14 protein-coding genes are annotated in these 14,700 nt (G+C 68.5%); all 14 read right to left on the bottom strand.

The window, feature by feature from the left end; all coding sequences use genetic code 11:
* Positions 1-93: 93 nt before the first annotated feature.
* A complete protein-coding gene (locus MKP05_RS07560; RefSeq protein WP_276316548.1) occupies positions 94-963 on the bottom strand; it encodes a CheR family methyltransferase in 870 nt (289 codons plus the stop codon).
* Positions 960-3,143: a methyl-accepting chemotaxis protein gene (locus MKP05_RS07555; RefSeq protein WP_240567748.1), complete on the bottom strand. Its 2,184-nt coding sequence runs from the start codon at positions 3,141-3,143 to the stop codon at positions 960-962. Before MKP05_RS07555 ends, MKP05_RS07560 begins: the two co-directional genes overlap by 4 nt.
* A complete protein-coding gene (locus tag MKP05_RS07550; protein ID WP_439108971.1) occupies positions 3,133-4,506 on the bottom strand; it encodes a methyl-accepting chemotaxis protein in 1,374 nt (457 codons plus the stop codon). Before MKP05_RS07550 ends, MKP05_RS07555 begins: the two co-directional genes overlap by 11 nt.
* 133 nt (positions 4,507-4,639) lie before the next feature.
* Positions 4,640-6,307, bottom strand: a complete 1,668-nt coding sequence (locus MKP05_RS07545) for a methyl-accepting chemotaxis protein (protein ID WP_240567747.1) — start codon at positions 6,305-6,307, stop codon at positions 4,640-4,642.
* Positions 6,308-6,405: 98 nt separating this feature from the next.
* Positions 6,406-6,900 (bottom strand): chemotaxis protein CheW, encoded by a 495-nt coding sequence (locus tag MKP05_RS07540; protein WP_240567746.1) that lies wholly within the window; start codon positions 6,898-6,900, stop codon positions 6,406-6,408.
* Positions 6,897-8,990 carry a chemotaxis protein CheA gene (cheA, locus tag MKP05_RS07535; RefSeq protein ID WP_240567745.1) on the bottom strand — a complete coding sequence of 698 codons (2,094 nt, stop codon included), beginning with the start codon at positions 8,988-8,990 and terminating at the stop codon, positions 6,897-6,899. The genes MKP05_RS07540 and cheA overlap by 4 nt, the downstream gene beginning before the upstream one ends.
* 33 nt (positions 8,991-9,023) lie before the next feature.
* Positions 9,024-9,983: a flagellar motor protein MotB gene (motB, locus tag MKP05_RS07530; RefSeq protein WP_240567744.1), complete on the bottom strand. Its 960-nt coding sequence runs from the start codon at positions 9,981-9,983 to the stop codon at positions 9,024-9,026.
* A complete protein-coding gene (gene motA, locus MKP05_RS07525; protein WP_240567743.1) occupies positions 9,980-10,852 on the bottom strand; it encodes a flagellar motor stator protein MotA in 873 nt (290 codons plus the stop codon). Before motA ends, motB begins: the two co-directional genes overlap by 4 nt.
* A 216-nt stretch (positions 10,853-11,068) precedes the next feature.
* Positions 11,069-11,647: a flagellar transcriptional regulator FlhC gene (flhC, locus tag MKP05_RS07520; protein ID WP_110284265.1), complete on the bottom strand. Its 579-nt coding sequence runs from the start codon at positions 11,645-11,647 to the stop codon at positions 11,069-11,071.
* Positions 11,648-11,650: 3 nt separating this feature from the next.
* Positions 11,651-11,968 (bottom strand): flagellar transcriptional regulator FlhD, encoded by a 318-nt coding sequence (gene flhD, locus MKP05_RS07515; protein ID WP_240567742.1) that lies wholly within the window; start codon positions 11,966-11,968, stop codon positions 11,651-11,653.
* Positions 11,969-12,295: 327 nt separating this feature from the next.
* Complete coding sequence (locus MKP05_RS07510; protein WP_110284586.1) at positions 12,296-12,583, bottom strand: EscU/YscU/HrcU family type III secretion system export apparatus switch protein; 288 nt, start codon at positions 12,581-12,583, stop codon at positions 12,296-12,298.
* A complete protein-coding gene (gene fliK / locus MKP05_RS21870) occupies positions 12,580-13,737 on the bottom strand; it encodes a flagellar hook-length control protein FliK (RefSeq protein WP_240567741.1) in 1,158 nt (385 codons plus the stop codon). The genes MKP05_RS07510 and fliK overlap by 4 nt, the downstream gene beginning before the upstream one ends.
* A complete protein-coding gene (locus tag MKP05_RS07500) occupies positions 13,734-14,132 on the bottom strand; it encodes a flagellar protein FliT (protein ID WP_240567740.1) in 399 nt (132 codons plus the stop codon). The genes fliK and MKP05_RS07500 overlap by 4 nt, the downstream gene beginning before the upstream one ends.
* Positions 14,133-14,134: 2 nt before the next feature.
* Positions 14,135-14,554, bottom strand: coding sequence for a flagellar export chaperone FliS (fliS, locus tag MKP05_RS07495; protein WP_110284587.1), 420 nt, complete (start codon positions 14,552-14,554; stop codon positions 14,135-14,137).
* Positions 14,555-14,700: the final 146 nt, after the last annotated feature.

The raw sequence follows: 14,700 nt of genomic DNA, 5'->3' as shown, positions 1-14,700 counted from the left end.
GGCGCTGGATGGCACCGCCTCGAGTTCTGGCTTCATGTTCTGCTATCGGCGCCAGGCCCCCGAACTTTAGGCGGCCCGTGCCAGGCTTTCCCTTCAGGCCAGCGTGTAGACCGTCTGCCCCCGCAGCCGGAACGCCTGGCTGATATAGGAGAAGTTCTCGGAATGGCCGGCGAACAGCAGGCCGTCGGGCTTGAGCAGCGGGGCGAAACGCTCGAGGATCCGCGCCTGGGTCTCCTTGTCGAAGTAGATCATCACGTTGCGACAGAAGATGGCGTCGAAGGGCCCCTTGAGGGCCCAGCCGGGGGCCAGCAGGTTGAGCGACTCGAACGCCACCATGGCCCGGATGTCGGGCCGCACCCTGGCCAGTCCCGCCTGGCGCCCCGTGCCCTTCTGGAAGAAGCGCTTGACCCTCGCCTCCTCCAGCTTGTGCACCTGCTCCAGGGGATAGATGCCGGCCCGCGCCCGGGCCAGGGCGTCGCTGTCGATGTCGGTACCGATCACCGTGGCCTCCCGGGGTCGGGGGCCCAGGGTCTCGGCCAGGGTCATGGCGATGGAGTAGGGCTCCTCACCGGTGGAGGCCGCCGCGCTCCAGATCCGCACCGGCCCCGGCCGGCCGCGCAGGTGCTCGGCCAGCAGCGGGAAGTGGTGCGCCTCGCGGAAGAAGGCCGTGAGGTTGGTGGTCAGGGCATTGGTGAAGGCCTCCCACTCGCGGGCCTCGGGCTGGCGCTCGAGCCGCGCCAGGTAGTCGCCAAAGCGGGTCAGGCCGTGATAGCGCAGGCGCTTGGCGAGCCGGCTATAGACCATCTCGCGCTTGTGCTCGGCCAGCACGATGCCGGCACGCCGGTAGATCAGCTCGCGAATCCGCGCGAAGTCGGCATCGGTCAGCTCCAGGTCCCGCTCCAGGCCCCCGGAGGACGACCAGCCGCCGGCGGTGAAAGCCGGTGGTTCCCGTGGTTCGATCAAAACTCCTCCCACTCCTCAACGTCGGCGGCCTGGTGACGCACCGGCTGCCGCGACTCGGCCTGGCCGGATGCGGGCAGGGCCGGCCGGCCGGTGCCATCGGCGCCCTTGTCGGCGGCCCGGGCGGGCCGCGCCTCGAGGCTCGGCGCCCGCTCCATGCCGGCGCCGCGCAGGCGGAAGGCCGACACGGCGATCGACAGCAGCTGCGCCTGGCGCTCCAGCTCGGCCGCGGCCCGGGCGCTGGCCTGGACCCGTGCGGCGTTCTGCTGGGTGACCTGGTCCATCTCGGTGATGGCCTGGTTGATCTGGCCGATGCCGCCGCTCTGCTCCTCGGAGGCCGCGGTGATCTCGCCCATGATGTCGTTGACCCGGGTGGTCGCCGACACCACCTCGGCGATGGCTCCCTCCGCCCGCGTCACCACCTCGGCGCCGGTACCGATCTCCCGGGAGGAGTCGTCGATCAGCGTGCGGATCTCCTTGGCGGCGTCGGCACTGCGCCCGGCCAGGTTGCGGACCTCGCCGGCCACCACGGCGAAGCCGCGGCCCTGCTCGCCGGCCCGGGCCGCCTCGACGGAGGCGTTGAGCGCCAGGATGTTGGTCTGGAAGGCGATGGAGTCGATGACGTCGATGATCTCGGTCATCCTGCGCGAGCTCTCGGTGATGCGTCCCATGGTCGCCACCACCTCCTGCATCAGCTCGCCGGTCTCGCGGACCCGGCCGGCGTTCTCGGTGGCCAGGCCGCTGGCCTGGCGGGCGTTGTCGGTGTTCTGCTCCACGGTGGTGGTCATCTCCTCCATGCTCGAGGCGGTCTGCTGCAGCGACGCCGCCTGCTGCTCGGTGCGCGAGGAGAGGTCGTCGTTGCCGACGGCGATGTCGCGGGCCGCCGGGGTCACCACCTGGATGCCGCCATGGACGTCGCCGACGATGCTGCCGAGGCTCTTGCGCATGATGTCCAGGGCCCCCAGCAGCCGGCCGACCTCGTCGCGACGGCGCGCCGGCACCCGGGCCGCCAGGTTGCCGGCGGCGATCTGAAGGGTGAAGGCCATGGCGTCGCGCAGCGGCCGGGCCACCGCCCGCAGCGTCATGACGCCCAGCACGACCAGCAGCAGCAGGCCGGCGGCCAGCCCCCCGGCCTGGGCCAGCAGCATCTGCCGCTGGCCGGCCTCGGCGGCGGCGGCCATCGCCTCGGCGGCCTGACGCTTGCGCTCGATGAGTTCGTTGGCCGTCGCCACCAGCTCCCCCGACGACTCCAGCAGCGGCGCCAGCTGTTTGTTGAGCGCCATCAGCGCATCGAAGGACTCGCCGGTGAGCGAGGCGGCCATCGGCAGCAGTCCGTCCTGCATGAAGGCATCCAGTGCCTCGCCGAAGGCACGGGTCTCGGGCGCCTGGTTGACCTCGCGGGCCATGAAGTCGGCCCAGATCGCCTCGAGCCGCTCGACGGTCTGCTGCAGATCGGCGGCGCGCTCCTCGCGCGCGCTCATCACCGACCTGCGGTCCTGGCGCGACAGGCTCTGCGGCGCCTCGGCCACCAATTGACCGATCTGCTGCAGGCGCACCACGTCCTCGAGGCCGTCGCGATTGAGCTCCGCCAGCCGCTCGCCGGACACCTGGAGACTGAACAGCCCCATGCCGCCGCTGGCCAGCAGCAGCAGCGCCGCCACCCCGACCATCAGGGAGATCCGCGCGCGCATGGTGGAAAAATTGAGACGCGCCAGGGCCCCGCGCAGCCCGCGACGGCGCAGTTGGCCGCGCTCCAGGCGCAGGTGCTTGCCCTTGCCGGCGCGGATCCGGGCATAGGCATCCTCGGCCCGCTCGATCGCCTCGCGGCTGGCCTTGACCCGCACCGAGGCGTAGCCGACCACCTCGCCCTCCTCGACGATGGGGGTGACGTTGGCGTCGACCCAGTAGTGGTCGCCGTTCTTGCGCCGGTTCTTGACCAGCCCGCGCCAGCTCTCGCCGGCGGCGAGGGTCTCCCAGAGGTTGGCGAAGGCCTCCGGCGGCATGTCCGGGTGGCGCACCAGGTTGTGGGGCGCCCCGATCAGTTCGTCGTGGCTGAAGCCGCTGACCTCGGCGAAGGCCGGGTTGGCGTAGGTGATCCGCCCCTTGAGGTCGGTACGGGAGATCAGGAAGTGATCGTCCTCGAGCTGGTACTCCTGCCGGGTGACAGGTTGATTATCGCGCATCGTCATTTCCCCTGGTGGCGGCTGTCGGCGCCGCTCTTGTCGATGGGTTGTCGTTAGGATGGTCGTGGCCGAGGCGGCCGGCGGGTTCCTGGCGTGCCCCGTCCCTCCGCGACGGCATCAGGGACGGCATCCAGCGGGCCAGGTCGCCGGTATCGTCGCTACCGCCCCCGGCCAGGCGGAAGCCGGCCACGGCCCCCTTGAGTCGCTCCGCCTCGGCCTCCACCTGGTGGGCCGCGGCGGCGGCCTGTTGCACCAGCGCGGCGTTCTGCTGGGTCACCTGGTCCATCTGCGCCACGGCCAGGTTGACCTGGTCGATACCGTGGCTCTGTTCCTGGGAGGCGGAGGCGATCTCGTCCATGATGTCGCTCACCTTCTGCACCGCGGCGACGATCTCGCCCATGGTCTGGCCGGCCCTGTCGGCTCGCGCGGTGCCGGTCTCGACCCGGGCCACCGAGGCCTCGATCAGGCCGCGGATCTCGCGGGCGGCATCGGCCGAACGCCCGGCCAGATTGCGCACCTCGCCGGCCACCACGGCGAAGCCGCGCCCCTGCTCGCCGGCCCGGGCGGCCTCGACGGAAGCGTTGAGCGCCAGGATATTGGTCTGGAAGGCGATGGAATCGATCACCTTGATGATCTCGGTGATCTGCTGCGAGCTCTGGCGGATCTCGTGCATGGTGGTGACCACCTCGCCCACCACCTCACCGCCCGCCCAGGCGGTACGCGAGGCCTCCACGGCCAGCTGGTTGGCATGATGGGCATTGTCGGCGTTCTGCTTCACCGTGGAGGAGAGCTCCTCCATGCTCGAGGCGGTCTCCTCCAGGGAGGCGGCCTGCTGTTCGGTCCGCGCCGAGAGGTCGCTGTTGCCGTGGGCGATGCGCTGCGAGCCGCGGTAGATGGCGTCGCTGCTTCCGCGCACCGTTCCCACGGTCCGCGACAGGCTCTGCTGCATCTTTTCCACCGCAGCGTAGAGCCGGCCGATCTCATTGTCGCCGAGATGCTCGATCGGCACCGCGAGGTCGCCGCCGGCCATGGTGTCGAAGTGTGCCACCACCCGCGAGAGCGGCCGGATCACGTTGACGGTGACGCCCCAGACCACGGTCAATGTGGTCAGTACCGCGAGCAGCAGCACGGCGACGATGGCCAGGCGCAGGGCGTCCGCCGCCGCGGCGAAGGCCTGCTGCTGCAGCGCGCCGGCCTCGCCGGCATGGGGGGCCATCTCGGCGACCGCCTGACGTCCCTGCTCGAGCACGTAGAGGCCCAACCCGCTGAGCGCCAGGATCAGGACGAAGAAGGTTCCCAGCACCAGGAACCAGCTCAGCCGCACCGTCATGTTATCGAGAACCCGCTTCACCCATCGCTTCACGCTGCCACCCCGTCTGTGAAATTCCCTGCTTCTGCCACGGTCGAGCCTTGGCACCCTTCGGATTCGGGGAGGGCCCGGCTCTCGCGGCCGGTTCCCCTCCCCCGACGCCAGGGGGCGTCATGACACGGCTGGTTCAGGCCTCGGCCAGTGCCTTGCTCGCCGCCGCCGCGCGGTGCGTCTCGGGCGCCGCCAGGGCGGGATGCCGGGCCTCGTCCGAGCCTGCTGCCGCCCGCTGGCCGGCAGCGACACGGAAGCGCTCGACATGTGCACGCAGGCGCTGGCCCTGGTCGGCCAGGCGCTGCGAGGCGACGGTGTGCTCCTCGACCAGGCCGGCGTTCTGCTGGGTCATGCGATCCATCTGGGAGACCGCCTCGTTGACCTGCTCGATGCCGTGGCTCTGCTCCCGGGAGGCGGCGGAGATCTCGTCGACCAGGGTGCTCAACTGGGTGATCTCCCGGGCGATACCGGCGATGATCCCGCCGGTCTCCTCCACCTGGCGGGTGCCCTCGACGACCTGGTTGTCCGAGGTCCCGATCAAGCCCTTGATCTCCTGGGCGGCCTCGGCGCTGCGACTGGCCAGCTTGCGCACCTCCTCGGCGACCACGGCGAAACCGCGGCCATGCTCGCCGGCCCTGGCGGCCTCGACGGAGGCGTTGAGCGCCAGGATGTTGGTCTGGAAGGCAATGGCGTCGATGGTCTCGACGATGGTGGTCATCTGGCCGGCGCTCTCGTTGATCGCCGACATGGAGTCGATCACGCTGGTCATGGCCTGGCGGCCCCGCTCGGCGCTCTGCGCCGCGCTGCCGGCCAGTTCACGGGCCTGCTCGCCGTGTTCGGAGTTCTGCTTCACGGTGGCGGTCAGCTGCTCCATGCTCGAGGCGGTCTCGGCGAGCGACGCCGCCTGCTGCTCGGTGCGGGTGGCCAGCTCGTCGTTGCCCGCGGCGAGTTCCGCCACGGCGTGGTTGAGCTCGTCGGCGCTGTGGTGGATCTCGCCGATGGTCGAGGCCAGCGAAGCGCGCATGCGGTCGATGTCGTAGAGCAGGCTCTGCCGGTCGCCCGCACTCAGGCGCACGTCACGGGTCAGATCGCCGTCGGCGATATGGCTGACCACCTCGGCGGCATAGCGCGGGTCGCCGCCGAGACGCCGGGAGATGTCGCGGATCGCGAGCCCCATCAGTCCCGTCAGCGGCAGGCCCACCGCCAGCAGCGCGAGCAGGTTGCCGACCAGCGAGGCGAGGAAGGCGGCGTCGATGTCATCGATGTAGACCCCGGTGCCCACCACCCAGCCCCAGGGCGCGTAGAAGGCGTGGAACGAGGACTTCTCCGCCAGGCCGCCCTGCGCCTCGTGGGCCCAGAGATAGTCGACGAAGCCATCGTCGTGCCGCACGGACTCGAGGAACTCCCGGAACAGGTAGCGCCCCTCCTCGTTCTGGAAGTCACCGACGGAGGTGCCCACCGGCAGGCGCGGGTGGGCCAGCAGCTCGTAGTCCTCGTTGAAGACATAGAGGTAGCCGCGACCCTGGTCATAGGTCATGTCGCGGACCATGGCCGCCGCCAGGGTCCTGGCCTCGGCCTCGTCGAGCTCGCCACTCTCGACCCGCTCGGCCTGGCCGGCGATGGCGTTCATCGCCATGTCGATGGTGTCGCCGAGCGCCGCCTTGCGCTCGCTGAGCATGGTCTGCCGCTTCTCCCAGGCGCCCCAGCCGACCAGCAGCAGCATGGCCAGCCAGATGATGCCCAGCAGTCCCCACAGTCTTTTCGTTGTCGACGGTCCCTTCATGGCGTCCTCGGTCGTACTCATCTGGTGTTGTGGTGGTATCGGTGCGTCCCGCCTCGCACCGGCACTCATGGCTGGATATCGGCCCGTGCCGCCGGTGCTTGAGGCCGGTGGGGGCCGGCTCACTCGCCGGCGTGCTCGACCAGCGCCATCTCCTCGCTCGTCAGCAGCTTGTCGATGTCCACCAGCACCAGCATGCGGTCATCGAGGCTGCCCAGGCCGCTGAGGAAGTCCGACGACAGGGTCACCCCGAACTCCGGGGCCGGCTTGATCTGGTCCGGCGACAGGGTCATGACGTCGGAAACGCCGTCGACCACGATGCCCACGATCCGATCCTGGACGTTGACCACGATCACCACGGTCTGGCCGCCGTACTCGACCTTGTCGAGGTGGAACTTGATGCGCAGGTCGACGATCGGCACGATCACGCCGCGCAGGTTGGTGACGCCCTTGATGAAGTCCGGGGCATTGGCGATCCGCGTGACGTTCTCGTAGCCGCGGATCTCCTGCACCTTGAGGATATCGACGGCGTACTCCTCCTCGCCCAGCGAGAACACCAGGAACTCACGGTGGTGGGCGTCGGCCGCGGTCAGGGCCGCATCGGTCATCTGGTTCATGATGATGTCTCCAGCGCGTTGTCGGATAAGGCTTCGAGAGAGTGGGCGGCACGCCCGGGACGACGAGCCTCCTTCTTGGTCCGGCTGAGGCGGTGCAGGCCGGTGATGTCGAGGATCAGGGCCACGCTGCCGTCCCCCAGGATGGTCGCCGCCGATACCCCCGGCACCTTGCGATAGTTGGTCTCCAGGTTCTTCACCACCACCTGCTGCTGGCCGACCAGGTCGTCCACCAGCAAGGCATAGCGGCGTCCCTCGCCCTGCACGATCACCGCGATGGTCTCGGTCAACTCGGTCCTCGCACCGGGCACGTCCAGGGCCTCGTGGACCGCCACCACCGGCAGGTACTCGTCGCGCACCTTGAGCACCACGTCGTCGCCGGCCATGGCGTAGAGGTCCTCCCTGGCCGGCTGCAGCGACTCGAGCACCGCCGACAGCGGCAGGATGAACACCTCGTCGCCCACCTTGATCGACATGCCGTCGAGGATCGCCAGGGTCAGCGGCAGCACGATACGGATCGTCGTCCCCTCACCGGGCGTCGACATGATCTGCACATGCCCGCCCATGCCCTGGATGTTGCGCTTGACCACGTCCATGCCGACGCCGCGACCGGAGACGTCAGTGACCTCCCTGGCGGTGGAGAAGCCGGGGGCGAAGATCAGCTGCCACACCTCGTCGTCGCTCATGGTGTCCGCGACGTTCAGGCCATTCTCGCGGGCCTTGGCCAGCAGCCTGTCGCGGTTGAGACCCGCTCCGTCGTCGATCACCTCGATGAGGATGTTGCCACCCTGGTGCCGGGCCGAGAGCGTGAGCTTGCCGGTGCGCGGCTTGCCCGCGGCCTCGCGCACCTCCGGCGGCTCGATGCCGTGGTCGAGGCTGTTGCGCACCAGGTGGGTGAGGGGGTCGATGATGCGCTCGGTGAGGCTCTTGTCGAGCTCGGTGGACTCGCCCTCGGTGATCAGCTCGATCTCCTTGCCGAGCTTGCTCGAGGTCTCGCGCACGACACGGGGAAAGCGACTGAAGACGAAGTCCATGGGGATCATGCGGATCGACATCACCGCTTCCTGCAGGTCCCGGGCGTTGCGCTGCAGCAGGTTCATGCCGTTGACCAGCGAGCCGTTGGTCACGCCGTCGAGTTCGCCGACGGTCTGGTCGAGCATCGACTGGGTGATGATCAGCTCGCCCACCAGGTTGATGATCTGGTCCACCTTGTCCACCGAGACACGGATCGAGGTCGACTCGCCGGCTCCCTTGGCCTTCGACTTGGCCGCCGGCTTCTGTGTCGGTGCCGACCGGGTCACGGCGGTGGCTGCCGGTCCGCCGGACGCCGGCTCGGCAGGGGCGTCGGCCGCCGGCGGCTCTGGGTCGGTCGCGGCGGTCGTCGAGGACTCACCGCCGGCCGCGCGCACCTCGACCTGCTCCGGCTCGACGATGAAACACATCACCGCCTCGATGTCATCGGCGCTGGCCGTGGTCTCGAGCGTCACCTCGTAGCGGGCCGCGTCGCCGGACTGGTCGCGCACCTCGCCGAGCTGGCCGAGCTCCTCGACCAGCAACTGGCGGTTCGCGTCGCTCAGCCCCAGCAGGGCCACGATCAGGTGGCCGGAGGCGGTGGCAGCCCCCGCTTCCGGCTCGACCACGGGCGTCGGCTCGGGCGCCATGGCCGCCGTCGGTGCAGGCGCCCCGCCGCCGTCGAGGTCCTGGCCGATCTCCTCCAGCGCCAGCTGCTGCAGGGTCCGGCAGATGCGCTCGAAGGCCTCCTGGTCCGGCTCGTTGCCGTTGCGATAGGCATCCAGCTGGTCGTGAAGCATGTCCTTGGTTTCCAGAAAGGTGTCGACGATGTCACGCCGCAGGGCGAGCTCCCCGCGGCGGGTATGGTCGAGCAGGTTCTCGAACAGGTGGGTCGTCTTCTGCAGCACGTCGAAGCCGAAGGTGCCGGCGCCACCCTTGATCGAGTGCGCGGCGCGGAAGATCGCATTGAGCTGTTCGGCGTCCGGCTCCTCGACATCCAGTTCCAGGAGGTAGCGCTCCATGTCGGCGAGCAGCTCTTCGGCTTCCTCGAAGAAGGTGTCGTAGAAATCGGTGATATCCATCCGCGTTTTCCACCCTGGAGTTGTTGACGGGGCTCAGCGCCCCTGTTCGCCATCGAGGGCCTGGCGCAGGCTGTCGGTGAATCGCTCCACCGGCGCCGGGTCGATGGGCCTGGTGTCTCGCCGCCTCAGCAGCGACGGCATGCCGGGGCCGTCCAGCAGGCTGGGCGAGCGGATCCGCTCGCTCACCTGCGGGAAGAGCACCAGCAGTTCGATGCGTCGGTTGATCGGGTCGACCGGGGCGGTATCCGGCATCGGCACCCGGTCGGCGAAGCCCGACACCCGCAGCAGCTTGTCCGGTTCCAGCCCGCCCGCCACCAGCTCGCGGCGCGAGGCGTTGGCCCGACCGCTGGCGAGCTCCCAGTTGCCGTAGCCCCGGTAGCCGTTGAGATAGGCCAGGCTGTCGGTATGGCCACTGAGGCTCAGGTCATTGGGCAGCTCGTTGAGCAGCGGGGCGATGGTGCGCAGCAGGTCGCGCATGTAGGGCGCCACCCGGTCGCTGCCGAGATCGAACATCGGCCGCTGCTCGGTATCCAGCAGCTGGATCCGCAGCCCCTCCTGGGTCAGGTCGAAGCGCAGCTGCGGCCTCAGCTGGCGCAGCTCGGGATCGGCCTCGATCACCGTCTCGATGCGCCGCTGCAGGTCCATGAAGAAGCGCCGCTGCTCGTCGCTGGGGCGGGTCTGGGTGCGCATGTCGATGCGCGCCCGCTCGCCGTCGGTGTGGGCCGGATCCGGCCCGCCGCCGGGGATCGGCCGGGTGCTGCCGGTGATCCGCTCCCCGCCGGTGATGGCACCGACCAGCGGAGTACTGAAATAGTCGGCGACCCCCTCGCGCTGCTCCGGCGACGCCGCGGCGAGGATCCACATCACCAGGAACAGCGCCATCAGCGCCGTCATGAAGTCGGCCAGGGCGATCTTCCAGCTGCCGCCATGGTGGTGGTTGACCACCTTCTTGCGGCGGATGATGATCGGCCGCCGCTCCCCCGCCGTACTCATGCGCTACCCGCACCCGACCTGGCGTTGCGTACGTACTCCTCGAGCTCGCTGAAGCCGGGGCGTTCGGCGGTGTGCAGGGCCTTGCGGCCGAACTCCACCGCCAACTGCGGGGCATAGCCGTGCAGGCTGGCCAGCAGGGTGACCCGAATGCACTGCAGCATCTTCTCCGCCTCCTTGGCCTGGCGTTCGATACGGCTGGCCACCGGATTGATGAAGCCGTAGCCCAGCAGGATCCCCAGGAAGGTGCCGACCAGGGCGTGGGCGATCATCACGCCCATCTCGTCGGGAGCGGCATCGGCGGTGCTCAGGGCCCGCACCACCCCCATGACCGCCGCCACGATGCCGAAGGCGGGCATGGCGTCGCCGACCTTGGCAATGGCATCGGCAGGCACATGCGCCTCCTGCTCGAAGGCCTCGATCTCATGCAGCATCAGTTCGTCGATCTCCATGGGGTCCATGCTGCCGCTGACCATCAGGCGCAGGTAGTCGGTGAGGAAGTTCATGATCATGGGGTCGGCGAGCACCTGGGGGTGCTCGTTGAACAGCGTGCTCTCCGCGGGGTTGTCGATGTCCCGCTCGATCCCCAGCATGCCCTCGCGGCGGATCTTGGAGAGCAGCTTGAACTGCAGCGCCATCAGTTCCATGTAGAGCGCCTTGTTGTACTTCTTGGAGCGCCGCAGTCGCGGGAAGATGCGGAAGGTGGCCTTGATCGCCTTGCCGTTGTTGGAGGCGATGAAGGCGCCGATGCCGGCCCCGCCGATCATCAGGAACTCGGTGGGCTGGTAGAGGGGGCCCAGGCTACCGCCGGCCAGCACGAAGCCACCGAACACGCAGAGGATGACGACGATATATCCAAGGGGTATCAGCACTGCCGGTATCCTTTTCTCACAACGTTTTTCGCCCCACGGCTGGCGTTACACCATCGACGTCCCCGCGGCTCGACGCACGCGCTCGGCAGCGGGAGCGTCATCTCCGTTATCGGCAGCACCGAGAGGGACTTGAGGAAGAGGGCGGAAAAAATCGGCAGGGGCCGCCCCTGAACGACAGACGCCCCACGAAGGGGCGTCCGGTGGACTCAGCAGAGATCAGGCCTGGTGGCGAACGCCAGGTTCCCGGGCACTGTCGGCGGCCACGGCCGAGGCCTGCTGCCGCTTGCGGGTCTTGCCGGCCCGGGAGGGGGGCTGGCAGATGCCGCACACATAGTCGTGCGCGGGGCTGTGGGCGTGGGCGACGAAGTGACCGCCACAGCGGGCGCACTCCGAGAGCTGCAGCAGGTCGCTCTCGAAGAAGCGCACCAGGGTCCAGGCCCGGGTCAGCCCCAGCACTGCCTCGACGCCGTCGATCTGCACCTGTTCCCGGTAGAGCCGGAAGGCCCGCACGAAGGCCTCCATGCGCTCGCAGCCATGATCTTCCCGCAACCGCGAGTAGATGTTGTAGAACAGCGAGGAGTGGATATTGGGCAACCAGGTGATGAACCAGTCGGTGGAGAACGGCAGCATGCCCTTGGGCGGCGACATGCCGCGGACTTCCTTGTAGAGCTTGATCAGCCGGGCACGGCTGATGTCGGTTTCGGTTTCCAGCACCTGCAGCCGGGCCCCGAGCTCGATCAGCTCGATGGCCAGCTGCACCTGCTCCATTTCGGCGACCAGACTCTTCTGTGACATGGGTCAGGCTCCCACGGCCAGCTCTTCCTGACGGCAGGCCATCAGCAGGGACGCGTGGAAGTGGGAGAGACCCTGTTCGCGCTGATTGTGGGTCACCTGGCGTAGCCGCTCGGCGCTGTCATGGCCGAAGTGACACAGCAACTGGTTGGTCCGCGCCAGCTTCGCCAGCTGTCGGGCATTGAGCGACAGCAGTAGCTCCGCCATCTTGTCATCGATCTTGAGGCGGAACATTGCCGAGGTACGGTCGCTGTGCAGCATGCGCTGCGCGAGCAGAAGGTAGGCGAGGTTGAGTTCCTCGATCTCGTCCAGAATATCGTTCATGGCTCCCTAATTCCCTGCGCCAAGGTGGGCCCGCGTGCAGAGGGTGACACCCAAGGTTATTGTTTTTTTCCGCCCGGCCATGCTCTTCCGGCTTGGTCATCGTTGCGGACGTCAGTTCGCTGACAAATTGTGAACATTTATTGCCGGCTTGCAATCGTCCGAAATGCTACAGTCAGGAAACGAAAAAATCCGAGCCGGGACTGGGTGGAAAAAAATATGAGAAAAATCATGCTACTGGCGTAGCGGAATCGAGTTAGCGTCTATCTTGCAACAAAGTAAAGTTTGATTTTTTACAAAAAAATATCATTTTTTTACAAAAGCAAACTGCTATCCAGCCCCTTTCCCCGCTTCATCGGCGATCTCGCGCACCCAGACCAGCAACTCGGCGATGACCCGGTAGAGATTCGGCGGAATCCGCTCGTCGAGATCCAGGCGCATCAACAGCGCCACCAGCTCCGGTGCGTCATGCACATGGATGCCCTGGCGCCGCGCCTCGGCCATGATGCGCTCGGCGAGCTCGCCATAGCCCTTCGCCACCACCCGCGGGGCATCGTCATCGTCACGGTAGGCCAGCGCCACGGCACGCTTGCGTCGCTCCTGCGGCTTGTCGCTCATGGCGCCCCCCCTGGGCCGGCCGGCCTGACGCACACCCTGACATCCTCCAGGCCGCAGGCCTCGAGACGAGGCGTCAGCCGAGCGATGCCCTGTTCGAGTTCACGCAGCACGCCGGTCTCGTGGGCCCTGAGAGCGAGATCCAGCCGTTCGCCACGCAGCCAGAGGTCGACGCCCACCTCTCCCAGGCCGGCCACCTGCAGCGTCATGGCGGAACGCCAACCCTGCGATTCGTGCTCCTGCCGGCCGGCTTCGTCGTCCGGCGCCTCCTCGTCCTCCCGTTCCCCCGGGGGCAGGTGTACCACCAGCGCCATGAAGATGCCCGTCCAGATGTCGCCTTCCCAGCGCAGCACCGGCATGGCCAGCATCTCCAACTGATGGCGCACGATACCCTGCAGGCTCTCGTGCAACGGCTCCCGCGCCACGCGAACCGGCCGGCTTGTCGCCTCGTCCGGCAACGGCTGACCCGCGTCCGGCGCGCTGGGTTCGCGCCCGGCGACGCCCGTGGCGGCCGTCGCAGTGAAGGTCGTTCCGGCCGGTGCTTCGCCTCCCCGCGTCCGGCCCGTCCCGGGCAGCGGCATATTCACCTGCAGGGGAGCCAGCCTCTCGCGGGCGACGGCAGGCGAGGCGGGGGAGAAGCGCTGGGTGCGCCACATCTGCGGCTCGCGCTGCAGTTGCCCGCGGGGCAGCTCGCCGCGAAACCAGCGCGTCAGGTGGGATTCGTAGAACAGGCCGCTGTCACGCACACTGCCCTGCAGGCGCTCGGCTAACTGGGCCGGCGAGGCGGGGTCGCCGGCGGCGATCAGCGGCACGGGCGGCCGCACCACCGAGGGCGGGGCGGGAAAGCGAATCAGCAGATCGGCGATGGAGCGCGCCGAGGGACTGAAGTGCGTCTGGGTGGAGGGCGGTGGAATGTCGCCGGTTGACCGGGGGGCGATCGGCGCACTCCCCGGCTGACGCGAGGTCCGGGTAATCTCGGGCGTGATCGGCTCCCGGGCCCGGGCATCGAGCCGGGAATCGCTGTGCAGGGCCCGGGGAGCCTCGGACGGGGCGACCGGCTTGACCGGCTCGTTGAGCGCCTTGGGCGGCGGGGTGTCGACCCGCTTGCCGAGCACCTGGTGCAACAGGGTGTCGATGAGAAGGTTGATCCCACTCACGACGGCTTCTTGGTGAAGCGCTGCTCGGCATCTATCGTCTGCGGCCCGTAGGTGCGCGACAGGGCCAGCTGCCGCCGCCCACTGCCGATCAGGCGATCGAGCTCGTCACGGCGCGCGACGAGGCGCTGACGGATCTCGAGATCCTGCTCGAGGATGCGCTCGAGCAGCTCGGCCTTGCGCTCGCCCCCTTCGTCATCGAGGGGCAGCTCGGCATCCAGCCGGCTGATGTGCTCGACCTGCACCACGTACTGCGTCTCCAGGTCGACAAGCGCCTCCCAGTCGGCATCCCGGGCCGAATCGAGCATCCGCGAGGAGCGGTCGAGCAACGCCTCGTAGGCGCCGAGCAGGACCTGCCGGGCATCGGGGCCCCCGGGCGGTCTCTGGTGATGTCTCATCGTCAGCCCCCTGCCGCCTGGTCGCCGATCTCGCGCCAGGCGGATGCCACGTCGTCGAGCAACGCCTCGGCCTGGGTCAGGCTCTGCTCGTCGTTGTGCAGGTTGGCGGCCAGCAGCAGCCGTGAGATGTAGTCGTAGAGCGAGGCCAGCCGCTCGGCGATCTCGCCGCCCTGCTCGGCGTCGAGCGCCGCCATCAGGCCGTTGTTGACGATATCCAGGGCCTTGGAGATCGTCTTGCCCTTCTCCGCCGCATTGCCGGCCTGCATATGGAGGCGGGCGGCCCGGATCGAGGCCTGGGCCCCGTCGAAGAGCATCACGATCAACTGGTGGGGGCTGGCGGCCATGACCCCGCTCTCGACCCCGACCCGGGCATAGGCACCGGCTCCGCGGCCGTAGCCCGCCGCTCCACGCATGGCACTCATGGTCATCTCACTCCTGTCGTATCCCTCGGGTCGGGCTCATGCGGGCGGCACCGACGGGGCCCCGATCACTTCTTGCGCCCGAGCCGGGCATTCATCATGTCGAACTGCTGGGTCAGGCAGGCGCTAGTCCGGTTCATGCTGGCGAT

The sequence above is a fragment of the Halomonas flagellata genome (assembly GCF_022487945.1).
Classification (GTDB): domain Bacteria; phylum Pseudomonadota; class Gammaproteobacteria; order Pseudomonadales; family Halomonadaceae; genus Halomonas; species Halomonas flagellata.
Note: the sequence above shows the minus strand (reverse complement) of the source record. Positions and strands in the feature narration are given on the sequence as shown.